At 70.3% G+C, this 22,829-nt stretch carries 20 protein-coding genes; 11 read left to right on the top strand and 9 right to left on the bottom strand.

Annotated features, from left to right (window positions below; all coding sequences use genetic code 11):
• Positions 1-20: 20 nt before the first annotated feature.
• Both ACH4K1_RS20855 and ACH4K1_RS20850 read right to left on the bottom strand, forming a co-directional pair.
• Complete coding sequence (locus tag ACH4K1_RS20855; RefSeq protein ID WP_398090761.1) at positions 21-1,769, bottom strand: AIPR family protein; 1,749 nt, start codon at positions 1,767-1,769, stop codon at positions 21-23.
• 288 nt (positions 1,770-2,057) lie between these two features.
• On the bottom strand, positions 2,058-2,942 hold the full coding sequence (locus tag ACH4K1_RS20850) for a serine protease (protein ID WP_158689926.1): 885 nt from the start codon (positions 2,940-2,942) through the stop codon (positions 2,058-2,060).
• A gap of 163 nt (positions 2,943-3,105) precedes the next feature.
• Here ACH4K1_RS20850 and ACH4K1_RS20845 point away from each other — a divergent pair, with 163 nt between their 5' ends.
• The 6 genes from ACH4K1_RS20845 to ACH4K1_RS20820 all read left to right on the top strand — a co-directional run bounded on the left by ACH4K1_RS20845 (position 3,106) and on the right by ACH4K1_RS20820 (position 10,966).
• Positions 3,106-3,360, top strand: a complete 255-nt coding sequence (locus ACH4K1_RS20845; RefSeq protein WP_398090760.1) for a hypothetical protein — start codon at positions 3,106-3,108, stop codon at positions 3,358-3,360.
• Positions 3,361-3,779: 419 nt separating this feature from the next.
• Positions 3,780-4,514, top strand: a complete 735-nt coding sequence (locus ACH4K1_RS20840; RefSeq protein ID WP_398090759.1) for a spermidine synthase — start codon at positions 3,780-3,782, stop codon at positions 4,512-4,514.
• Positions 4,515-4,743: 229 nt separating this feature from the next.
• Positions 4,744-5,481: a response regulator transcription factor gene (locus ACH4K1_RS20835; protein ID WP_073763901.1), complete on the top strand. Its 738-nt coding sequence runs from the start codon at positions 4,744-4,746 to the stop codon at positions 5,479-5,481.
• Positions 5,478-6,554, top strand: a complete 1,077-nt coding sequence (locus tag ACH4K1_RS20830) for an ATP-binding protein (protein WP_398090758.1) — start codon at positions 5,478-5,480, stop codon at positions 6,552-6,554. The genes ACH4K1_RS20835 and ACH4K1_RS20830 overlap by 4 nt, the downstream gene beginning before the upstream one ends.
• Before the next feature lie 283 nt (positions 6,555-6,837).
• The gene (locus ACH4K1_RS20825) at positions 6,838-10,641 is read left to right on the top strand and encodes a multifunctional oxoglutarate decarboxylase/oxoglutarate dehydrogenase thiamine pyrophosphate-binding subunit/dihydrolipoyllysine-residue succinyltransferase subunit (protein ID WP_398090757.1); all 3,804 of its coding nucleotides are present in this window, start codon (positions 6,838-6,840) and stop codon (positions 10,639-10,641) included.
• A gap of 139 nt (positions 10,642-10,780) precedes the next feature.
• Entirely contained in the window at positions 10,781-10,966 is a 186-nt protein-coding gene (locus tag ACH4K1_RS20820) for a DUF6104 family protein (protein ID WP_003966321.1), read from the top strand.
• 28 nt (positions 10,967-10,994) lie between these two features.
• On the opposite strand, the gene ACH4K1_RS20815 is transcribed toward ACH4K1_RS20820, so the two are convergent.
• Positions 10,995-11,825 carry a hypothetical protein gene (locus ACH4K1_RS20815; protein WP_398090756.1) on the bottom strand — a complete coding sequence of 277 codons (831 nt, stop codon included), beginning with the start codon at positions 11,823-11,825 and terminating at the stop codon, positions 10,995-10,997.
• A gap of 193 nt (positions 11,826-12,018) precedes the next feature.
• On the opposite strand from ACH4K1_RS20815, the gene ACH4K1_RS20810 reads away from it, so the two are divergent.
• Both ACH4K1_RS20810 and ACH4K1_RS20805 read left to right on the top strand, forming a co-directional pair.
• A complete protein-coding gene (locus ACH4K1_RS20810; protein WP_398090755.1) occupies positions 12,019-12,876 on the top strand; it encodes a DUF4097 family beta strand repeat-containing protein in 858 nt (285 codons plus the stop codon).
• A gap of 1 nt (position 12,877) precedes the next feature.
• Complete coding sequence (locus tag ACH4K1_RS20805; RefSeq protein WP_398090754.1) at positions 12,878-13,945, top strand: helix-turn-helix transcriptional regulator; 1,068 nt, start codon at positions 12,878-12,880, stop codon at positions 13,943-13,945.
• A gap of 118 nt (positions 13,946-14,063) precedes the next feature.
• Here the strand turns inward: ACH4K1_RS20805 and ACH4K1_RS20800 are convergent, their stop codons facing one another.
• The 6 genes from ACH4K1_RS20800 to ACH4K1_RS20775 all read right to left on the bottom strand — a co-directional run bounded on the left by ACH4K1_RS20800 (position 14,064) and on the right by ACH4K1_RS20775 (position 19,439).
• The gene (locus ACH4K1_RS20800) at positions 14,064-14,642 is read right to left on the bottom strand and encodes a Clp protease N-terminal domain-containing protein (protein WP_398090753.1); all 579 of its coding nucleotides are present in this window, start codon (positions 14,640-14,642) and stop codon (positions 14,064-14,066) included.
• Positions 14,642-14,851, bottom strand: a complete 210-nt coding sequence (locus ACH4K1_RS20795) for a sigma factor-like helix-turn-helix DNA-binding protein (RefSeq protein ID WP_006127526.1) — start codon at positions 14,849-14,851, stop codon at positions 14,642-14,644. Before ACH4K1_RS20795 ends, ACH4K1_RS20800 begins: the two co-directional genes overlap by 1 nt.
• Before the next feature lie 31 nt (positions 14,852-14,882).
• Complete coding sequence (locus ACH4K1_RS20790; RefSeq protein ID WP_228990208.1) at positions 14,883-15,422, bottom strand: GNAT family N-acetyltransferase; 540 nt, start codon at positions 15,420-15,422, stop codon at positions 14,883-14,885.
• Positions 15,400-16,854: a cellulase family glycosylhydrolase gene (locus ACH4K1_RS20785; RefSeq protein WP_398090752.1), complete on the bottom strand. Its 1,455-nt coding sequence runs from the start codon at positions 16,852-16,854 to the stop codon at positions 15,400-15,402. Before ACH4K1_RS20785 ends, ACH4K1_RS20790 begins: the two co-directional genes overlap by 23 nt.
• A gap of 132 nt (positions 16,855-16,986) precedes the next feature.
• A complete protein-coding gene (locus ACH4K1_RS20780) occupies positions 16,987-17,955 on the bottom strand; it encodes a zinc-binding dehydrogenase (protein ID WP_398090751.1) in 969 nt (322 codons plus the stop codon).
• A 230-nt stretch (positions 17,956-18,185) separates the two neighbouring features.
• Positions 18,186-19,439 carry an NADP-dependent malic enzyme gene (locus ACH4K1_RS20775; RefSeq protein WP_398090750.1) on the bottom strand — a complete coding sequence of 418 codons (1,254 nt, stop codon included), beginning with the start codon at positions 19,437-19,439 and terminating at the stop codon, positions 18,186-18,188.
• A gap of 525 nt (positions 19,440-19,964) precedes the next feature.
• On the opposite strand from ACH4K1_RS20775, the gene ACH4K1_RS20770 reads away from it, so the two are divergent.
• Genes ACH4K1_RS20770 through ACH4K1_RS20760 form a run of 3 tightly spaced genes read left to right on the top strand, consistent with a single transcriptional unit; the run spans position 19,965 to position 22,685 of the window.
• Positions 19,965-20,927 carry an ABC transporter substrate-binding protein gene (locus ACH4K1_RS20770; protein WP_398090749.1) on the top strand — a complete coding sequence of 321 codons (963 nt, stop codon included), beginning with the start codon at positions 19,965-19,967 and terminating at the stop codon, positions 20,925-20,927.
• 28 nt (positions 20,928-20,955) lie between these two features.
• A complete protein-coding gene (locus ACH4K1_RS20765) occupies positions 20,956-21,924 on the top strand; it encodes an amino acid ABC transporter permease (protein WP_398090748.1) in 969 nt (322 codons plus the stop codon).
• Complete coding sequence (locus ACH4K1_RS20760; RefSeq protein WP_398090747.1) at positions 21,921-22,685, top strand: amino acid ABC transporter ATP-binding protein; 765 nt, start codon at positions 21,921-21,923, stop codon at positions 22,683-22,685. The genes ACH4K1_RS20765 and ACH4K1_RS20760 overlap by 4 nt, the downstream gene beginning before the upstream one ends.
• Positions 22,686-22,829 lie beyond the last annotated feature (144 nt).

The following is a 22,829-nucleotide window of genomic DNA, read 5'->3' as shown; positions in this document are numbered from 1 at the left end:
TCAGGCAGCACCCAATTGCCCTATCGAGAAATCACCTGGTGCACAAAATTCTCGTAGGTTGTTCGGTTGTGCTTGCGTGCTGCCACGACCTGAGAGCGGAAGTTGCGGAGCGCCGTGTCGACCGCCTGCCGGTTACGCAGACTCGATGTCACCAGAGGGTCCCGCAGTTGCCCTGGGGCGAACGCCAACAGCGACTCCACGATGGGCTCCCACGCTTTAGCTGCCTCGGACATAGATACGTTCTTCTTGAATCGCAGGACGTAGGGGTCGCTGACAGCTTCCCCGACAAGCGTCTCCCTCGTGGCTCCGATGGCCTCCGCAGCAAGCATGATCGACCCCCGCAGGCCAAACCACTCGAATAGCTCGACCTCATCCTCAGTCCGCGCCTCTGCTCCGATGCGCCCGAGTTTCGCCTTCTCTAGCTCGACGGCGCGCAGCAGGCTCGCGACGAATACGATGTGTTCGGCGGAGACACGTTCAGGGAAGACTCGGCTGTAGATACCGTCCTGCTCCCAAATCTTGCTCTTCTCGTGGTAGGCCACGCCAGACTCTCCATGGAAGGCAGCAAGAGCCTGCGCCGCGACCTCTGCGGAAAGATGGTTCTCCCCTGGGCGGCGGATGACATCCTCGGCGCCTCCGCGCCGGCCGCCGCTGTAGCCGACTACCCCCAACTGCTGAAACTCGCGTACAAGCCGCCTCTGCACACCGTCGTTGCTACGGAAGTCCGATGCCTGCGTGGGGTTCTGCCGGTTGTTGAAACGAACGATGCTCTTGACGGTCTCGGGATCGCTACAGCGGATGAAGCGGGTAAGGACGTGACTCTCCTGGCCAATATTTCCCGCCGGAACCGAGCCGATCGCCCCAGTGGTCTGCGCACCGTTAACGATACCTAGCCCCGTGATCTCAACTGTGCTGCCACTAAAGCTAAAGTCGTGCACCAGCGCGGTGATGCCATTGTTGTAGGCCCACAGGTTCGTCGGCTCTTTCAGAACTGTTTCCTGGATGCCGTTGTTGATATTGCTCTGCGAGCGACGGCTTCCCAAGTAGTCACGAACGTTCGAGGAGAACAACCCCGCACCATGCTGCTTAAAGCGCTCATGCAGCCAGCTCACCGGTACGCTCGTACACAGGGCAGTCCACTGGTCGCCTCGTTCCTCGAACGCCCCCGGCACCTCAATCGTGAACGTATCCGAAACCAGAATAGGCGTCTGTGAATTTTCGTAATGTGCAGACAGCCGCTCGCGACCCAACTCTTCGCAAGAGACCTCGAATTTCTTGCCCGGGTAGCCGTGACTCAACTGCGCGTATGTGGAGTCGCGAGCCGCTTCGAGCTCTCCTATGACCTGCTGTGACTCTGGAAGGTTATGCACGTACCAAATCGCGACATGCCCAATGACATCGTCCGCCAGTGCATCATGAAGTTCGCGCCAGGCAACCCGCAGGACATCTGGCACCCCGTCGGGCTCACTCTTGTTGAACAACCAATTGACCGCCTGGTGAAGAGAAGCAGCCTTCCTCGCAGGCGCTTGCAACTTCGCAGTATTCTCGGACTCGTATCCTTGAGCGAGGACAACTCGGCCAGAACCGCGATCAATGTAGAGCAGATCGCATGACTTGTCGTTGGGATGGTCAGTCAGCGATGTGGCAGCAACCGTGTCGATATCCTCGATGTCGAGCATCAGTTGCAGCGCGAGCAGCAGTCGCTTGTTGGATCCGTACCGATCGAGATCAGCACGCTTCTGAAGGGCTATTTCGAGGCCATCTGTCACGACGTCAGGCTACATGTTTCACTCCCCCTGTCGATGCTTCTTGCTGCACGACAGAAGGGCCAGGCGCCCATGAGTGCACCGGAGTTGGCTGGGCGAGGCGGCTACTGAGCTTGTCAGCAGAGGCCAGCGCCAGCTCGCATCAAGACTCGCGAGGAGAACCAGGCGTCCCAACCTCTCGAAAGCGCACAGTTGATCAGCGCGACTGAGATGGCGCACACGCAGGCGAACTCCTCGTCTCACCGGTCATCGCTTTGGGCAGGTACGAGGTCCGGCTGAGCACGCCATAGGTTAGTCAGTCCTGTCCCAGGCGTCGGCCAGCTTTATCTGCAAGTCGGCAGTCTGTGAACCCAAGCTGGCCAGCATCCTCAGCAGAGCGGTCGACTTCACGAAGTGAGAGATGACGCCATCCGACGTGCCTGCGGTTCGCAGATGTCCTGCGTTTACGCCGATGATGCCGAGCTCGAATGCGACGACGGGCTCTTCCTCCTCGTCGTGTCGGCGGTTCTTGGGAATCGGCGCAAAAACTGGCGCGCCGGACATACCTGCGCGGCTGAAGGCATGGCAGAGGGCGCTGTCAGGGTAGGTGGTGCCCTCGAACTCCGACGGGAACCGTGGGTCGCTCGCCACCACGCCCCCGACCAGGACGGGACGGGTCGCATTCGTCTGGCCGCCCAGCGACGGGTATCCCGCAGTCAGTACCTGCGTGCCTGCGTGCACGTCCGCCTCTTCGTACACCCAGGGAGAGGCGATCTGTTGCTCGGTGAATGAGGTGAACCAGCCGTCCCCTTCGAGGACCTCCCTGTCCTGACGATCGAACCGGATCACCGCGAGATCGATGTCGGGATCATTGGGATAGATCGGCGCAGGACTACGCAGAATGGCTTTGGCGGGCTTCGGAGAGAGCCGCCGCCCGCGAGGCTGGTGGTGCCCGGAGATCGTCAGCGCGCCCAGAGCTGTGGTCACGGTGCCTTTCGGGCCGAAAGCGGGGTCCACTACATGCCGATTGGTCACGAGGAACTCGGCGAACCGCCCGTACCCACCGCAGTCCCTCACCGTGACGATGAATCCTGTGCCGTGACCCAGAAGCGTCTTGCCGCTCCGCTTGTCGTAGCGTTCGATATCGAGCCGCAGGGCTCCGTACAGAGTGCTGTGATCAACCAGTCCCGTCCACACCCCTGAACCATGCACTATCTGCATCAACTGCGCAGCACAGTCGCTGAAGTTACCACCGGGTTGCCACGCTTGCCGTGCGGGCCGTCGGCTGCGGCGCGGGGTCTCAACCGCTCGGACCGGACGGAAGGAAGGCCCGCGCCCCGCGACAGGGGCAGTTGAGCGGATGGTCGTTGATGACGAGCTCTGGGCGGCCCCGGAAGCGTTGGGCCAGCACCGTTTGCCCACCCTGGCTGACGTAGATCCTTACGGGGAGACCCTGCTGCGCGGTGATGCCGTGGACCGCGTGGTGCGGGAGCTTGAAGGTTCGGATCTTGCTCGGCTGCGAAGCGCCGAGAGCCAGGCCGTCTCGACGCTACTGGCCTGGGGCCTGCGCTGCCGCGTGGACAGAGACCTGCACCTCGCCTTCTCTGGCGATTAAATAGTGCGTGCGGCTTCGTCTGCGGAGAAGCACGGCGGAGCCCGCCGCTGGCCGTCGAAAACGCAAGGTAGATCTGCACGACTCGCAGGTCTGCCGTGTAGTCCGACTCTTCATCTCGCTGCTCAGTGCCGTGGGCAAATGCAGCCTTCAACTGCACACGACACCGGCCCGCCCCGCCCCCGGGACCACCGGAGCTTTCGCGCCCGGCGGAGGTTGCGCCGCAGAGGGCGCCGGAGGGTGCGCCGCAGAGCTCGCCGACCCTGGTGGAGGCATCCTCCGGTTGCCTGAGCGCTCCGCGCTTCCCGGTTGTTCCCCCACCGCCCTCACCCCTCGGAGGGAAAGGGACTGGCCTCCCTCCCCGGCGGCGGCCAGGATGAGCGGACGCCGACCGCCATGACCGGAGACCGGAGAGCCCCAGCATGTCCGCGACGACCGCCCCCGAGCCCAGGGCAGCGATGCCCGCCGTGCCGCCGCCGACGCGTCTTCCCGACGCCCCCGTCGTCCTCGACCGCCGCGAGGGCCCCTTCGGCGAGGTCGTCCTGCGGGGGCGCGGGGAGCACTTCGAGATCATCGCCAACGGGTGCTTCCTGATGGACACCGCCGACGGGCGGTCCGAGCGGCTGCTGATCGAGGCCGCGCTGGCCGCGCTGCCCGCCGGGCGGACCGCCCCCTCGGTGCTGATCGGCGGTCTGGGCGTCGGGTTCTCCCTGGTGCGGGCCGCCGAGGAGGAGCGCTGGGGCCGGATCACGGTCGTGGAGCGGGAGCAGGCCATCGTGGACTGGCACCGGGAAGGACCGCTGGGCCGGATCTCCGGACCGGCGCTGGCCGACCCCCGGACCGCGATCCTGCGTACGGACCTCGTCGCCCACCTCCGTACGGGCACGGAGCGTTACGACGCGCTCTGCCTGGACATCGACAACGGGCCCGACTGGACCGTCACCGAGGACAACGGAAGCCTCTACTCCCCCGCCGGCCTGGCGCACTGCCACGACCGGCTGACCCCGGGCGGGGTGCTCGCCGTCTGGTCCGCGCAGCCGTCGCCGGCCTTCGAGCAGGCCCTGCGGAATGCCGGGTTCAGCGGAGTTCGGACCGAAGAAGTGGCTGTTGCCCGAGGTGTGCCCGACGTGGTCCATCTCGCACTCCGGGCCGCGTGAGCCCTCCCCGTACACCCGCCCGAGGACGCCCGGGGCCAACCGGCACAAGGGCGACGATCCGGTTGCCCGGACGTCCCGGGCGCGGCCCTCGGGGGGCCACCCTGCGTAGCCGGGAGCCCTCTTCTGCCTTTACGCTGCTGAGCGGCACACGGGATCACCCACGAAATCCACGAGCGAGAACCGTGCCTTGCGGGGATTGCCCCCCGCGAGAACGGGCAGGGGCGGGGCGATGGAACAGACACACACCACCCACAACGGCGTCGCGGCCACCCCAGGGGCTCAGCGCCGGGTGCTGGTGGTCGAGGACGACGCGACGATCGTCGACGCCATCTCCGCCCGGCTGCGGGCGGAGGGCTTCCTCGTGCAGACCGCGCTGGACGGCCCCGCGGCCGTGGACGCGGCCGAGGCGTGGCAGCCCGACCTGATGGTGCTCGACATCATGCTGCCCGGCTTCGACGGCCTGGAGGTCTGCCGCCGGGTGCAGGCGTCGCGCCCCGTGCCGGTGCTGATGCTCACCGCGCGCGACGACGAGACCGACATGCTGGTCGGCCTCGGGGTCGGCGCCGACGACTACATGACCAAGCCGTTCTCCATGCGCGAGCTGGCCGCCCGGGTGCACGTGCTGCTGCGCCGCGTCGAGCGGGCCGCACTGGCGGCGGTCACCCCGCGCAGCGGGATACTGCGCCTGGGCGAGCTGGAGATCGACCACGCCCAGCGCCGCGTCCGGGTCCGCACCGAGGACGTCCACCTCACGCCGACCGAGTTCGACCTGCTGGTCTGCCTCGCCAACACCCCGCGCGCGGTGCTCTCCCGCGAGCAGCTGCTGGCCGAGGTCTGGGACTGGGCGGACGCCTCCGGCACCCGCACGGTCGACAGCCACATCAAGGCGCTGCGCCGCAAGATCGGCGCGGAGCGCATCCGTACCGTGCACGGCGTGGGCTACGCCCTGGAGACCCCCGCTCCATGACCCGGCCAGGGTCCGGACTGCGGCCCTTCTCCATCAAGGCCAAGCTCGGCACGCTCGTCGTGGTCTCGGTCTTCATCACCACCGGGCTGCTGATCGTCGCTCTGCGGACCCGTACGGAGTTCCGCTTCATCACGGTGTTCTCGGTGATCGCCACGCTGCTGATCACCCAGTTCGTGGCGCACGGCCTGACCGCGCCGCTGGACGAGATGAGAGCGGTGGCCCGGTCCATCTCGCACGGCGACTACACACGCCGGGTGAGCGGCGCGGGGCGGCGGGACGAGCTGGGGGACCTGGCGCAGACGATCAACCGCATGGCGGACGATCTGGAGGCGGAGGACCGGCATCGAAAAGAGCTGGTCGCCAACGTCAGCCATGAGCTGCGCACCCCTATCGCGGCGTTGAGAGCCGTGCTGGAGAACGTGGTGGACGGGGTCTCCGCCGCCGATCCGGAGACGATGCGCACGGCGCTGAAGCAGACGGAGCGGCTCGGCCGGCTGGTCGAGACGCTGCTGGACCTCTCCCGGCTGGACAACGGGGTGGTGGAGCTCAGGGCCCGCCGTTTCGAGGTGTGGCCGTATCTGTCCGGCGTACTGAAGGAGGCCAACCTGGCCGCCTCGCAGCGACGCCTGTCGTCGGGTTCGGGCAACCACTCCCGTACCGACGTCCACCTCCACCTGGACGTCTCGCCGTCGGACCTCACCGCGCACGCGGACGCGGAGCGGCTGCACCAGGTGGTCGCCAACCTCATCGACAACGCGGTCAAGCACAGCCCGCCGCACGGCCGGGTGACGGTGCGGGCGCGGCGCGGGCCCTATCCGGAATCGCTGGAGCTGGAGGTCGTCGACGAGGGCCCGGGCATTCCGGAGGCGGAGCGCCACCGGGTGTTCGAGCGTTTCAACCGGGGCCAGGCGCCGTCCCCGCAGAGCCCGGGCAGCGACGGCGGCACCGGGCTGGGGCTGGCCATCGCCCGCTGGGCGGTCGATCTGCACGGCGGCCGGATCGGAGTGGCCGAATCCGCTCGGGGCTGCCACATCCAGGTCACCCTCCCGGGGATCCCCGAGCCGCGCGGTTGACGGCCTCGTTGACATAGGGTCGAACCGGAGGGGCACGTTCATACGTGTCCAGCCAGTAGCGGATCTCCAGGGGACGCGGTCGCAGGGCCGTTACCCACGGTCCTGCGTACCCGAAGTGCAGTGGAACCTCGCTTGTTTCCCGCCATTTCCTGCGCCGAAACCCGCCCTTCGATGTGATGTGCACGACGAAGCACCGGCCCGGCCTGCAAGGAACGGTTCGGGGGGCGTAGCCTTGATTTCCGCTGTCCATCACCTTGTGAAGCGGAAGAGGGCGGTTGCCGCCGTGTCGTCTCAGTCCCCCAGTAACTCGAGCATCTCGACCGACCAAGCCGGTCCGGGCACCAACCCGGCCGCCGCGTTCGGCGCCAATGAATGGCTCGTCGACGAGATCTACCAGCAGTACCTCCAGGATCCCAGTTCGGTCGATCGCGCCTGGTGGGACTTCTTCGCCGACTACAAGCCGGGCGCGTCCGGCACGGCGGACAAGCCCGCTCCCGACGCCGGGGCCTCGGGGGCCCCGGTGACCGGGGACGCCGCGACTCCGGCGAAGGCGGCGCCCGCCGCCGCCCCGGCCGCTCCCGCGCAGCCGGCCCCCGCCAAGGCCGCTCCGGCCCCGGCGAAGGCCGCACCCGCCCCGGCGAAGCCCGCGGCGGAGAAGAAGCCCGCCGCCGCGCCCGCCCCGGCGAAGGCCAAGGCCGACGAGTCCACCGAGGCCGCGGCCGGCCCGGAGTACGTGACGCTGCGCGGCCCCTCGGCCGCCGTCGCGAAGAACATGAACGCCTCGCTGGAGCTGCCGACGGCCACGTCCGTCCGCGCGGTCCCGGTGAAGCTGCTCTTCGACAACCGCATCGTCATCAACAACCACCTCAAGCGGGCCCGCGGCGGGAAGATCTCCTTCACGCACCTCATCGGGTACGCGATGGTGCAGGCCCTCAAGGCCATGCCGTCGATGAACCACTCCTTCGCGGAGAAGGACGGCAAGCCGACGCTGGTCAAGCCGGAGCACGTCAACCTGGGTCTGGCCATCGACCTGGTGAAGCCGAACGGCGACCGCCAGCTGGTCGTCGCGGCCATCAAGAAGGCCGAGACGCTCAACTTCTTCGAGTTCTGGCAGGCGTACGAGGACATCGTCCGGCGCGCCCGCATCGGCAAGCTCGGCATGGACGACTTCACCGGCGTCACCGCCTCGCTGACCAACCCCGGCGGCATCGGCACCGTCCACTCCGTGCCCCGCCTGATGCCCGGTCAGGGCCTCATCATGGGCGTCGGCGCGATGGACTACCCGGCGGAGTTCCAGGGCACCTCGCAGGACACCCTCAACAAGCTCGGCATCTCGAAGGTCATGACGCTCACGTCGACCTACGACCACCGGGTCATCCAGGGCGCCGCCTCCGGCGAGTTCCTGCGCGTCGTCTCCCAGCTGCTGCTCGGCGAGAACGACTTCTACGACGAGATCTTCAAGGCGCTGCGCATCCCCTACGAGCCGGTCCGCTGGCTCAAGGACATCGACGCCTCGCACGACGACGACGTCACCAAGGCCGCGCGGGTCTTCGAGCTGATCCACTCCTACCGGGTCCGCGGCCACGTCATGGCCGACACCGACCCGCTGGAGTACCACCAGCGCAAGCACCCCGACCTGGACATCACCGAGCACGGCCTCACCCTGTGGGACCTGGAGCGGGAGTTCGCGGTCGGCGGGTTCGCCGGCAAGACGATGATGAAGCTCCGGGACATCCTCGGCGTGCTCCGCGAGTCGTACTGCCGCACCACCGGCATCGAGTTCATGCACATCCAGGACCCGAAGCAGCGCAAGTGGCTCCAGGACCGGGTCGAGCGCCCGCGTCCCAAGCCCGAGCGCGAGGAGCAGCTGCGCATCCTGCGCCGGCTGAACGCGGCCGAGGCGTTCGAGACCTTCCTGCAGACGAAGTACGTCGGCCAGAAGCGGTTCTCCCTGGAGGGCGGCGAGTCCGTCATCCCGCTGCTGGACGCCGTCCTCGACTCCGCCGCCGAGGCCCGCCTCGACGAGGTCGTCATCGGCATGGCCCACCGCGGCCGCCTGAACGTGCTGGCGAACATCGTCGGCAAGTCGTACGCGCAGATCTTCCGCGAGTTCGAGGGCAACCTCGACCCGCGCTCGATGCACGGCTCCGGCGACGTCAAGTACCACCTGGGCGCCGAGGGCACCTTCACCGGTCTGGACGGCGAGCAGATCAAGGTCTCGCTGGCCGCCAACCCCTCGCACCTGGAGGCGGTCGACCCGGTCCTGGAGGGCATCGCCCGCGCCAAGCAGGACATCATCAACAAGGGCGGCACGGACTTCACGGTCCTGCCGGTCGCGCTCCACGGCGACGCGGCCTTCGCGGGCCAGGGCGTCGTCGCCGAGACGCTCAACATGTCGCAGCTGCGCGGCTACCGCACCGGCGGCACCGTGCACGTGGTGATCAACAACCAGGTCGGCTTCACCGCCGCCCCGGAGTCCTCGCGCTCCTCGATGTACGCCACCGACGTGGCGCGCATGATCGAGGCGCCGATCATCCACGTCAACGGCGACGACCCGGAGGCCGTGGTCCGCGTCGCGCGGCTCGCCTTCGAGTTCCGGCAGGCGTTCAACAAGGACGTCGTGATCGACCTCATCTGCTACCGCCGCCGCGGTCACAACGAGGGCGACAACCCGGAGTTCACCAACCCGCAGATGTACACCCTGATCGACAAGAAGCGCTCGGTGCGCAAGCTCTACACCGAGTCCCTCATCGGTCGCGGCGACATCACGCTGGAAGAGGCGGAGCAGGCGCTCCAGGACTTCCAGGGCCAGCTGGAGAAGGTGTTCGCCGAGGTCCGCGAGGCCACCTCGCAGCCGGCCGCCCCGCACGTGCCGGAGCCGCAGGCCGCGTTCCCGGTGCCCGTGGAGACGGCCGTCTCGGCCGAGGTCGTCAAGCGGATCGCCGAGTCGCAGGTCAACATCCCCGAGTCGATCACCGTCCACCCCCGTCTGATGCCGCAGATGCAGCGTCGCGCGGCCTCGGTGGAGAACGGCACCATCGACTGGGGCATGGGCGAGACCCTGGCCATCGGTTCGCTGCTGATGGAGGGCACCCCGGTCCGGCTCGCCGGCCAGGACAGCCGCCGCGGCACGTTCGGCCAGCGCCACGCGGTCCTGGTCGACCAGGTCACCGGCGAGGACTACACCCCGCTGCTGTACCTGACGGACGACCAGGCCCGGTACAACGTCTACGACTCGCTGCTCTCGGAGTACGCGGCGATGGGCTTCGAGTACGGCTACTCGCTGGCCCGCCCGGAGTCGCTGGTCATCTGGGAGGCCCAGTTCGGTGACTTCGTCAACGGCGCGCAGACCGTCGTGGACGAGTTCATCTCCTCGGCCGAGCAGAAGTGGGGCCAGACCTCCGGCGTCACCCTGCTGCTGCCGCACGGCTACGAGGGCCAGGGCCCGGACCACAGCTCCGCGCGTCCCGAGCGCTTCCTCCAGATGTGCGCGCAGGACAACATGACGGTCGCGATGCCGACCCTGCCGTCGAACTACTTCCACCTGCTGCGCTGGCAGGTGCACAACCCGCACCACAAGCCGCTCATCGTCTTCACCCCGAAGTCGATGCTGCGTCTGAAGGCGGCGGCGTCCTCGATCGAGGAGTTCACCTCCGGCGGTTTCCGCCCGGTGATCGGCGACTCGACGGTCAAGCCGGAGAACGTCCGCAAGGTCGTCTTCGTCTCGGGCAAGCTGTTCTACGACCTGGACGCCGAGCGGGAGAAGCGCGGCGACACGGAGACCGCGATCATCCGGCTGGAGCGGCTGTACCCGCTGCCGGGTGCGGAGATCCAGGCCGAGATCGCGAAGTACCCGAACGCCGAGAAGTACCTGTGGGCCCAGGAGGAGCCGGCGAACCAGGGTGCGTGGCCGTTCATCGCGCTCAACCTGATCGACCACCTGGACCTCGCGGTCGGCGCGGACGTGCCGCACGGCGAGCGCCTGCGCCGCATCTCGCGGCCGCGCGGCTCGTCCCCGGCGGTCGGTTCGGCCAAGCGCCACCAGGCCGAGCAGACGCAGCTGGTCGAGGAGGTCTTCGAGGCCTAGCCCTCCAGGACCGCACGGCCGCACGAGCGGCCCGTACGTCACAGGGGCCCGGTTCCGCGCTGGTCGCGGGGCCGGGCCTCCGGCGTACCCCGTGCGCCCGGCGTTCCCGCCGGTGTACGGGCCCCGATATCCTGGCCGCATGTACTTCACGGACCGTGGCATCGAGGAACTGGAGAAGCGGCGCGGCGAGGAGGAGGTCACCTTCGAGTGGCTCGCCGAGCAGCTGCGGACGTTCGTCGATCTCAACCCCGACTTCGAGGTGCCCGTGGAGCGCCTCGCGACCTGGCTCGCCCGTCTGGACGACGAGGACGACGAGGACGCCTGATCCCGGCGAGGCCCCTCGCCTCCCGGCCTCAGAAAGGTTCCGCGCCGGCCCTGGCCCGCTCGTAGAGGAGCCCGAGCGCACCCTGCGCCAGCAGCACCGCGCCGGCCGCCGCCCAGCCGCCGCTGCGCCGCCGGGCGCCCCACAGCAGGAGCGGAAGCCCGGCGGCGAGCTGGACGGCGGCGACCGCCCGCGCCCGGGGGCCGCGTACCCACGGGCCGAGCCGGCCGCTCTCGACCGCGTCCAGCTCCACGCGTACGGCGTCGCGCCAGCCGCCCCACTCGACGCGTTCCACCCCTCGCTGCACCGCCGCCACCCCGCGCAGCCGGTCGGCGCTCTCGCCCGGTGAGAGCCCGGCGGGCAGGGCCAGGCCGGTGTGGGTGAGGACGGCGAGCAGCCCGCGCAGCCGGGACCGCGCGTCCGCCTCCGGGTCGGGGCGGGTCAGCTCCTCCAGCGCCTGCACGTCGAGCACGGGGTCGAGGCCGAGCCGGGCCGCGAAGGTGCGCATGGCCTCGTCCTCGCCCGCCGGGGTGCCGTCGGCCAGCCAGACGTAGCCCACGGGCCTCCGGAAACCGGCGGCGAGGGTGTATCCGGCCCGGTCGGCGTCCCACCACAGGGCGAGCACCGGCCAGGGGGAGCCGACGGCGAGCGCGGCGGCCCAGCCGCCGAGGACGCGGTCCACCGGCTCGGCCTCCTGCCCCGGACCAGCGCTCCGCCAGGGCTTCCCCTCCGGGACGAGCACGCTCCACTCCTCGCCCGCACGGGCCAGGAACATCTGCTCGCGCAGCAGGTGGGCGAGCGGCCGTACGGTCTCGGGGTCGGCCCGGCAGAGCAGGAGGGCCCCGGTGGGTGTCGCGTTCATGGCTCACACGCTAGGGCAATTCGTCCGCATGTGATGCGGTTGAAGCCGTTCGGCCCTCACCGAAGTCACCACCTTTCCCCGCCGCCCCCTTCCTCGCCTCCTCGATTTCTTGACTTCCCCGATCCGCGATATATCGTGTTCTCATCAAGACGCGATATGTTGCGTCACCCTGCGCTTCCGGGAGGTCACATCCATGCCTGTGGCGACATGGACCATCGCCGAGCCGCGGAAGCTCGCCTTCGACGATCCGGTGGAGGCGCTCCACGTGCGCCTGGTCGACGGCACGGTGAACGTGGTCGGGACCGACGAACCGCACGCCCGGCTGGAGATCTCCGTCATCGAGGGGCCTCCGCTGATCGTGACCCATGAGGACGGCCGGCTCACCGTGGCCTACGAGGACCTGCCCTGGCAGGACTTCCTGCGGGCGTTCACCTCGCGCAGCCGCCACCGCAGCGCGGTGGTCTCCCTGGTGGTGCCCGCCGCCTCGTCCGTGGAGGTCGGCGTGGTCGGCGCCGGGGCCGTCGTCTCCAACATCGGCGGGCGTACGGAGATCCGGAGCGTCAGCGGCGACGCCACGCTCGTCGGGCTGACCGGCCCGGTGCGCGGGCACAGCGTCTCGGGCGCCCTGGAGGCCCAGGGCGTCACCGGAGACCTGCGCTTCCACTCCGTCTCGGGCGGTCTGACGGTGATCGACGGGGCGGGGGCCTCGGTGCGGGCGGATTCGGTCAGCGGCGACATGGTGCTGGACCTGGCCTCCCTCGACAGGCCCGCGAACGTCTGGCTGACCACGGTCACCGGGGAGGTCGCGGTCCGGCTGCCGCACCCGGCGGACGCCAGGGTCGAGGCGAACACCGCGACGGGGTCCGTCTCCAACGCCTTCGAGGAGCTGCGGGTCGGGGGGCAGTTGAGCGCGAAGAAGATCACCGGCGCGCTGGGCGCCGGAAAGGGGGACCTGCGGGTGACGACCGTGTCCGGTTCGATCGCCCTGCTGCGCAGGCCACCCGCCGACGACGACGTGTACGCCGCCGAGCCGACCGGAAAGGTTCTCTGACATGCCCCCCGTTTTCGCCCACGGCCGTCTGCGGCTGTACCTCCTCAAGCTCCTGGACGAGGCGCCCCGGCACGGTTACGAGATCATCCGCCTGCTGGAGGAGCGTTTCCAGGGCCTGTACGCCCCGTCCGCCGGCACGGTCTACCCGCGGCTGGCCAAGCTGGAGGCCGAGGGCCTGGTCACCCATGCCACCGAGGGCGGCCGCAAGGTCTACTCGATCACCGACGCCGGCCGCGAGGAGTTGGCGGGCCGCGGCGGCGAACTGGCCGACCTGGAGGTGGAGATCCGCGACTCGCTCTCCGAACTGGCCGCGGAGATCCGCGACGACGTGCGGGGTGCGGCGGGCCGGCTCCGCAGCGACATGCGGGCGGCGGCGTCGGAGTCCCGGCACGGTGCGAAGGCCGGCTCCGGGTCCGGGAAGGCGAAGGGCGGAGGGAAGGGCGCCCCGTCCTCCCCCTTCGGCGACTTCGGCGACTTCGGCGCCCTGGGCGATCTCGGCGACAGCGAGGCGTGGCGCACCGCGAAGGAGGAGCTGCGCCGGGCCCGGCAGGAGTGGAAGGAACAGGCCCACCGGGCGAAGGACGAGTCCCGGCGCGCCCGCGAGGAGGCCCGGCAGGCCCGCCGCCAGGCCGAGGAGGCCCAGAAGGAGGCGCAGGAGAAGGCGCGCGAGCAGATGCAGGCCGCCGCCCGCCAGGTGCAGGAGCACTTCGCGCGGGGCGACTGGCCCTCCGGCGTACGGGAGGGCCTCGCGGAGATCACCGGCCAGCTCGGCGGCTTCGCCCGCACCGGCGTCTGGCCCCCGTTCGGCAGGCCCGAGCCGGACGCCGCTCCGCCCGTCCAGGACCCGGCCCCCGGTGCGGACTGGGGACAGGACGTGCCGTCGACCGGTGACCCGGCGCGCGACCTGGACCGCCTGCTGGACCGCTTCCGCGACGGCGTCCGGGACGCGGCCCGCGATCACGGGGTGACGGAGGAGCAGTTCGGGGAGGTACGTGGCCACTTGGGCACGGCGGCCGCCCGGATCGAGGCGCTGCTGACGCCGGACGCGGAGGGCGAACGGAAGCCCTGAGCCGTCGGCCGGGACGGCCTCCCGGCCCCGGGGAGGGCCGCCCGTGCCGGGCGCCCCTCCCCCTGCGGGGTACGCGCGCCCGCCCGACCCGCGCGGCTCGCTCGGCCGGCAGGCACGCTCACCCGGCCCGGGCCCGGCCCTCGTCCGCCTCGGGGCCGTACATCGCGTGCCGTACGGTCGCGTAGGTCGCGCCGTGCTCGGCGAGGACGTCGGCGACGACGCCGGGTTTCGCGGTGAGGGCGAGCAGCAGGTGCTCCTCACCGATGAACCGGTCGCCGCGCCCCAGGGCGACCCGGAGCGCGTTCTCCAGCACGCCCTTCGCCCCCGTCGTGAAGGGGCGGTGCCCCGACCACCACCATCGGCGGCCACCGCGCCCGGCGGAGAGCGCCCCCTCCCCGTGGGCTCCCTCGACCCGCGACACGATCGCGCCGACGTCGATCCCGATCCCGGCGAGGGCGTCGGTGTCGGCCTTGGTCAGGCCGCCGCGGCGGCGGGCCTCGGTGAAGGCGGCGTCCAGGGAGGCGCGGCGGTCGCGGACGCCGAGGGCGGTGAGGGCGAACGAGGCCCGGCCGCCCTCCTGGTCCAGCAGGGCGAGCAGCAGGTGCTCCTCGGTGACCGTGTCGGCCCCGGCGCGTTCGGCCTGGACGACGGCGTCCTTCACGGCCGCTCGGGCGCCCCGGGTGAATCGCTCGAACATCAACGCCTCCCGTACTTCTTGTGCACGGCCTGCCGGCTGACGCCCAGCTCGGCGGCGATCTCCTGCCACGACCAGCCCTGAACGCGGGCACTGCGCACCTGTACGGCTTCGAGCTGCTCCAGCAGCCGCCGCAGCGCGGCCACCGCCCGCAGTCCGACGCGCGGGTCGCGGTCACCGGCGCGGGCGGCCAGATCCGTTGCTTCGGTCATGATGTCAATCTACGTTGACATGACCCTCATGTCAATCAAAGTTGACGTCATCGTCGGCCAGGCGCGCGTGGCGCTCCACGTCGTAGCGGACGTCGCCGTACCGCAGCTTGCCCCGCTCGATGCCCTCGGGGGCGAAGCCGGACCGCTGGGCGACCTTGCAGGAGGCGGTGTTGTCGGTACGGTGCCCCAGCTCCAGCCGGTACAGCCCGAGTTCGCCGAACGCCCAGCGCGCCAGCGTCCGCACCCCGGCCGGGGCGACGCCCCGGCCGCGGGCCGACTCGGTGGTCCAGTAGGAGACCCAGCCGAACTGGTGGACCGGGTTGACGACGGTGAGCGCCACACAGCCGAGCACCTCGTCCCCCTCCCCCACGACGGCCCAGGAGTAGCCGGTGCGCGCCCCCCGTTCGCGCACGCGTTCCGCGATCCAGGCCAGCGCCCCGAGCCGGTCGTCCACGGGCCGGTCCGTCTGGCGGTCCATCTCCTCGGGGGCGAAGGCGCGGAGCACCGCCGAGGCGTCGTCGGGATGCCAGGGCCGCAGCAGAAATCCTTCAGGGGCGGTCAGTTCGTCCATGCGGACCAGCTTCCCGCACGGTGACGACCACCGCGGCCCCGGGCCGCGCCAGCACGAGGGGCCGTGCGCCGGGCGTGGTCCTGCCGAGCACCCGGGCCGGGCCGGTGACGGAGACCCGCCAGCCCCGGGCGGACGGCGGAAGGGACAGCTCCGTCACGTCGGGGCGCGCCGAGGCCCGGTAGGCGAGACGGTAGGAGCGGGTGTCCGCGTCGTACGTCCGGGAGCGGACGGTTCCGGCGACGGCCGGGGCGTACGGAGCGGCCGTCGTCTCCTTGTTCGTACGGAAGCGGCCTCGCTCGTCGACCGCGCAGTAGCCGCCGCCGTAGCACCAGACGTACCCCGCCCAGCCGGAGCTGTAGCGGTTCAGGGAGTCGACGGCCTCGCGGTAGAAGCGGCCCATGTTGGGGAGGGAGTTGTTCAACGGGCCCCACTCGCCCACGACGACGGGCATCCGGTGGCGGGCCGGGTAGGCGGTGACGGCGGCCTCGTACGCCTCGATCCAGCCGGCCCCGGGGTCGTAGTCCGCGCCCGCCTCCATGGCGGTGTTGTAGAAGTGCGGGGCGTACACGGCCCGCCGGTCCTCGATGCGGCCGAGACCCGTGGGCACGCCCTCGCCGACGATGGGGGTGGGCTCGACGAAGAGCCAGGTGGAGCGGTCCTTCGCCCGTACGGCCCGGGCGAGCCGGTTGTACATCGGAGTGAGGTGCTGGGCCTCGATGCGGCGGGCGGCGGTCGGCAGGTCCTCGCCCTCGCGCAGCTCCCCCATCGGCTCGTTGATCAGGTCGTAGCCGATGACGGCCGGGTGGTCGCCGAACCGCTGGGCGAGGAGCTGCCACATGGCGGCCTGGGCGCGCTGGAGGTCGGGGTCCTCGTAGAGGTGGGTGAAGGCCCGCTGGACGGCCGGTTCGAAGTACTCGGAGAACCAGTCGTCGGGGTTCGGGGTGAACGGCAGCCCGTCCGTCCTGGTGGCCCACTCCGGGATGCCCCGGTGCCCGAACGCGGGTCCGAAGACGTCCTGGTGGGCGTCGATGAGGACGTGGACGCGGTGCTCGCGGGCCCAGTCCAGGATGCGTTCGATCCGCCGCAGGTACCGCTCGCTGTACCGCCCCCGCGTGGGCTCCAGGTCGTCCCAGAAGACCAGCAGCCGGGCGAAGTTGAAGCCGTTGGCCCGCAGGTCGCGGAAGTGCCGTTCGGTGATGGCGCTGAGGGCGTCCTCGCCCCGGTTCGCCTTGTCCTCGACGTTCCAGCCGCGCAGGGTGAGCGTGCGCCCCCGGTCGTCGGTGAGCGGCGGGATGGAGCGTTCGTACGGGGCCGGGGCCGGGGCCGGGGCCGGGGACGCCGCCGGGGCGGGGCCGGTGCGGGGGACGGGGCGCGCCGAGGCGGCGGGGGCGAGGGCCCCCGCCGCCAGCACGGACGCGACGACGACTGCCATGAGTGCTCTGCCCATTCGCATGGGGCAGATCTCACCAGCAAAGGTGAGCACTCCTCAAGTCTTTGTGCACGACTGTTTTTCCGAGGGGCCGAGGGGCCGAGGAGCCCCAGGGACCTCAGGGGCCGAGGGGCCTCAGGGGGTCGGCGTGAGCACGATCTTCCCGAAGAGGTCTCCGGACTCCAGCCGCCGGAACCCCTCCCGGGCCCGGTCCAGCGGCATCACCTCGTCGATGACCGGGCGCACCCCGGTGGTCGCGCAGAACGCGAGCAGGTCCTCCAGCTCGTCCTTGGACCCCATGGTGGAGCCGACGACCTTCAGCTCCAGGAAGAAGATCCGGGTCAGTTCGGCGTGCGAGGGGCGGTCGCCGCTGGTGGCGCCGGAGATGACGAGGGTGCCGCCGGGGCGCAGCGACTTCACGGAGTGGGACCAGGTGGCCGCCCCCACGGTCTCGATGACGGCGTCCACCCGCTGCGGCAGCCGGGCGCCGGGCTCGTACGCCTCCAGCGCGCCGAGCTCGACCGCCCGCTCGCGCTTGGCCCGGTCCCGGCTGGTGGCGAAGACCCGCAGTCCGGCGGCCTTCCCGAGCACGATGGCCGCGGTGGCGACCCCGCCGCCCGCGCCCTGGACGAGTACCGAATCGCCGGGCCGCACCCCGGCGTTGGTGAACAGCATCCGGTACGCGGTGAGCCAGGCGGTCGGCAGGCAGGCGGCCTCCGCGAAGGAGAGCTCCCTCGGCTTGGGCAGCACGTTCCAGGTGGGGACGGCGACCTGCTCGGCGAAGGTGCCCTGGTAGCGCTCGGTGAGGATGGAGCGCGGCTCCTTCGGCCCGACACCGTGTCCGGACTGGCCGATGACGGAGTGCAGGACGACCTCGTTGCCGTCCTGGTCGACGCCGGCCGCGTCACAGCCGAGGATCATCGGCAGCCGGTCCTGCGGGAGGCCCACGCCCCGCAGGGACCAGAGGTCGTGGTGGTTGAGGGAGGCGGCCCGGACGGTGACGGTGGTCCACCCGGGGCGCGCCCCGGGGGCCGGGCGGTCGCCCAGCTCCAGGCCGTCGAGGGGCTGGTCGGGATCGATGCGGGCTGCGTAGGCGGCGAACATGGCTCGACGATAGGCGCGGCGCGGCGGGGACGTAACCGCCTGCGCGTGTGACGCGCGCCAACCCGCCCGCCCCCGCGGGCGGGGCCCGCAGGGCGGGAAGCGGGCGGGGCCCGCCGGACGGGAAGCGGGCGGGGCGCGCCGGACAGGAAGCGGGCGGGGCGCGCCGGACAGGAAGCGGGCGGGGCCCGACCCGCGGACCCCGCCCTTGGAGCACTCGGCTCGACCCGGCCTCAGCGCCGGGCCACGCCCTCCGCCCGCGCCGCCGCCGCGACCGCCGCCGTGACGGCCGGGGCGACCCGCTCGTCGAACGGGGACGGGATCACGTAGTCGGCGGCCAGCTCGTCGCCGACCACGTCGGCCAGCGCGTTCGCCGCGGCGATCTTCATGCCCTCGGTGATCCGGGAGGCCCGGACCTGGAGCGCACCGGCGAAGATGCCCGGGAACGCCAGCACGTTGTTGATCTGGTTCGGGAAGTCCGACCGCCCGGTCGCCACGACGGCCGCGTACTTGTGCGCGACCTCCGGGTGGACCTCGGGGTTCGGGTTGGCCATGGCGAAGACGTACGCCCCGGGGGCCATCGAGGCCACCGCCGCCTCCGGGACCGTACCGCCGGAGACGCCGATGAAGACGTCCGCGCCGGCGAGGGCCTGCTCCAGCGAACCGCTCAGGCCCGCCCGGTTGGTCAGCTCGGCCAGTTCGCGCTTGACCTCGGTGAGGTCGTCGCGGTCGCGGCTGACGATGCCCTTGCGGTCCGCCACCGCGATGTCGCCGATCCCCGCCTCCAGCAGGAACTTGGCGATGGCCACGCCCGCCGCGCCGGCTCCGGAGATGACGCCGCGCAGATCGCCCAGGGTCCGCCCGGAGAGCTTCGCGGCGTTGCGCAGGGCGGCGAGGGTGACGACCGCGGTGCCGTGCTGGTCGTCGTGGAAGACCGGGATGTCCAGCCGCTCCTGGAGCTTGCGCTCGATCTCGAAGCAGCGGGGCGCCGAGATGTCCTCCAGGTTGACCCCGCCGAAGGAGGGGGCGAGCCGGACGACGGTGTCGACGATCTCGTCGGCGTCGGTGGTCGCGAGCGCGATCGGCACCGCGTCGACGCCGCCGAACTGCTTGAAGAGGATGGCTTTGCCCTCCATCACGGGGAGGGACGCCTCGGGCCCGATGTCGCCCAGGCCGAGCACGGCGGTGCCGTCCGTCACGACGGCCACGACCTGCGACTTCCAGGTGTAGTCGTGGACGAGCTCGGGCTGGGCCGCGATGGCGCTGCACACCTTCGCCACTCCCGGCGTGTACGCCAGGGAGAGGTCGTCCTTGTCCCGGATCGGGACGGTGGCCTGCACGGCCATCTTCCCGCCCCGGTGGAGGGCGAAGGCCGGGTCGAAGGGCTCCTCGGCCCCGGTGTCCCCGGCGCCGGTGCGCTGGACGCCACCGTCGGTGGCGCTGTCGATGGTGCTGTCGCTGCGAGGATTGACGATCTCCGCTGCCATGGTGTTGACCCCTTAAGTCTTCATCGTTTGAGGGTGGCCACTCCTGGTTGAGGAGGGGTGGGCGGGCACCGCGTACGCGCCCCGCACCGGACGGTTGGCCCGTCCCGGCGGGGAGGAGGTACATACGCGCGGGCGCGCCGCACACGCGCCCTGAGCCCCGGATGAGGGGTGTAAACGTCTTTCTTACCGGACGAACGGGGTTACGGACGAGTCCATATCTCCGCGGTGACGTGACTCATAGTCGAATATCTGGACAAGTCGGCAAACCGTCATAAATGCCGCCCACCGACCGAGACATGCCGAAGATTCTCCGGCGAGGGGAAGCGATCCCCACAGATGGTCCGGTCACCGCGTACCGGCCGTTGATGTTCGGGGGTCTCCCGTTATCCGATTTTGACATGGCCGGACCCCTGAATGGGCCAGTCCCAATGGCAGGATGCCGTCATCACACAAGGTGGCGACACTCGAAGGTGCGTGCCAAGCCGCCCACCAGCACCTCTCCCTCACCTGCCGGAGGCTCCCGACATGACCGCAAGCACCACGCGCCGCACGACCGCCAAGTCCCGGATCGCGGCGATCGGCGCCATCGCGGTCGCCGGCTCCCTGCTGCTCACCGCCTGCGGCGACCAGACGGACAGCGCTTCCCAGGAGGGCGGCAGCGGCAAGGAGACCAAGAGCGGTGCGCCGCTCTTCTCCAAGCTGCCGGAGAAGTACCAGAAGTCCGGTGTGATCAAGGTCGGCACGAATGCCGAATACGCGCCGATGGAGTCCGTGGAGAACGGGAAGATCGTGGGCGTCGACCCCGACATCGCGGAGGCCCTCGGCAAGCAGCTCGGCGTGAAGTTCGAGTTCACCTCGGGCTCCTTCGACGGGCTGATCACCGCCCTGAACTCCGGCCGCCACGACATCGCGATGTCGTCCATCACGGACAACAAGCAGCGCCAGGAGGGGCTGGACGACTCCGGCAAGAAGCTGGGCGAGGGCGTCGACTTCGTCGACTACTTCCTCGCCGGCACGGCCGTGTACACGAAGAAGGGCAACCCGCAGAACATCAAGTCCATCGAGGACCTGTGCGGGAAGCCGGCGGCGGTGCAGCGCGGCACCACGTACGAGGAGGCCCTCAAGAAGCAGTCGAAGGCCTGTACGGCCGGCGGCAAGAAGGCCATCAAGATCGAGTCGTTCGAGAACGACACCGAGGCCCAGACCCGCGTCAAGTCCGGCGGTTCGGTGGCCGGCGTCAACGACTACCCGGTCGCGGTCGACCTGGCCCGCAAGGCGGACGGCGGCAACGCGTTCGAGGTCGTGGGCGAGCAGATCGACGCCGGTCCGTTCGGCATCGCCGTCAAGAAGTCCAACACCGGCCTGCGCGACGCCCTGAAGGAGGCCGTCGACGCGATCATCGCCGACGGTTCGTACCAGAAGGTCCTCGACAAGTGGGGCGCCGGAACGGGAGCGATCGACAAGGCCGCCATCAACGGCGGCAAGTGACCGGACGCTCCACTGAAGGGCAGTCACCATGACTGACAAGTTCGACAAGACACCGGCCGGTTCACCGGCCGGCCCGGTGTCGGTCTCCAAGGGCGCCACCCCGGCTCCGGAGAGCATCAAGGCCATCCCGGTCCGCCACGTCGGCCGCTGGATCAGCGGCGTCGTCGTCATCGGCCTCCTCGTCGCCCTCGGGTACGCCTTCTCGCAGGGCAACATCCAGTGGCACGCCGTGGGCGACAAGCTGTTCGACGCCACCGTCGTCGCCGGCGCCGGCCGCACGCTGCTGATCAGCGTCCTGGCGATGGTGCTCGGCGTGGTCCTCGGCGTCGTGCTCGCCGTGATGCGGCTGTCGAAGAACCCGGTCACCAGCTGGGTGGCCTGGCTGTACATCTGGTTCTTCCGGGGCACCCCGGTCTACGTACAGCTGCTGCTCTGGTTCAACCTGGCGCTGATCTTCCCGGTCCTGAACATCCCGTTCGTCTACAAGGACGAGATGACGGACGTCATGACCCCGTTCATGTGCGCCCTGCTGGGGCTCGCGCTGAACGAGGCGGCCTACATGGCGGAGATCTGCCGGGCCGGCATCCAGTCGGTCGACGAGGGCCAGACCGAGGCGTCGCACGCGCTGGGCATGACCCAGGGGAAGACCATGCGCCGCGTGGTCCTCCCGCAGGCGCTGCGGGTCATCATCCCGCCGACCGGCAACGAGTTCATCAACATGCTGAAGACCTCCTCGCTGGTGTACGCGGTCACGTACAACGAGCTGCTGCGCTCCACCTCGCAGATCGGCTCCACGTCGTACGCGGTGATGGAGATGCTGTTCGTCGCCTCCATCTGGTACATCGTGATGACCAGCGTGTTCAGCGTCGGCCAGTACTACCTGGAGCGCCGCTTCGCCCGCGGCTCGCTGCGCTCGCTGCCGCTCACGCCGCTGCAGCGCATCAAGGTCAACCTCGCCGCGTTCAGCAACCGGCCCTCCGGAGGTGTCTCCGCATGACCACCCCCATGGTGAAGGCCGAGGGCGTCCACAAGTCCTTCGGCGCGGCCCACATCCTCAAGGGCATCGACCTGGAGGTCGCCCCGCGTGAGGTGTTCTGCCTGATCGGCCCGTCCGGCTCCGGCAAGTCGACCTTCCTGCGGTGCATCAACCACCTGGAGAAGATCAACGCCGGCCGGCTCTCGGTCGACGGCGAGCTGGTCGGCTACCGGCAGAAGGGCGACAAGCTCTACGAGCTGCGGGACAGCGAGGTCGCCCGCCAGCGCCGCGACATCGGCATGGTCTTCCAGCGCTTCAACCTGTTCCCGCACATGACGGCCCTGGAGAACGTCATGGAGGCCCCGGTCCAGGTCAAGGGCGAGGCCAAGGCGGTGGCGCGGGCCCGCGCCGAGAAGCTGCTGGACCGGGTCGGCCTCTCCGACAAGGCGGGGAACTACCCCTCGCAGCTCTCCGGCGGCCAGCAGCAGCGGGTGGCCATCGCCCGCGCGCTGGCGATGGAGCCGAAGCTGATGCTGTTCGACGAGCCGACGTCGGCCCTCGACCCCGAGTTGGTGGGCGACGTCCTGGACGTCATGCGCGGGCTGGCCGAGGACGGCATGACGATGATCGTCGTCACCCACGAGATGGGCTTCGCCCGCGAGGTGGGCGACGCGCTGGTCTTCATGGACGACGGCGTGGTGGTCGAGTCGGGCCACCCGCGCGAGGTGCTGACCAACCCGCAGCACGACCGGACGAAGTCGTTCCTGTCCAAGGTGCTGTAGGGCCCGCTCACGCGGAGGCGCCCCCGGCCCGGGGGGGGGGGGGGGGCCCCCCCGCCCCCGGGCCCCCCCCCGGTACCCCCGGCCCCCGCCCCTAACCCCCCCCCCCCAACCCGACCCCGGGGCCCCGCACGGAACCCCGGCCCC

This window comes from Streptomyces sp. NPDC017448, from assembly GCF_044330565.1.
Taxonomy (GTDB): domain Bacteria; phylum Actinomycetota; class Actinomycetes; order Streptomycetales; family Streptomycetaceae; genus Streptomyces.
This window is presented reverse-complemented; position numbering and strand designations above follow the sequence as displayed.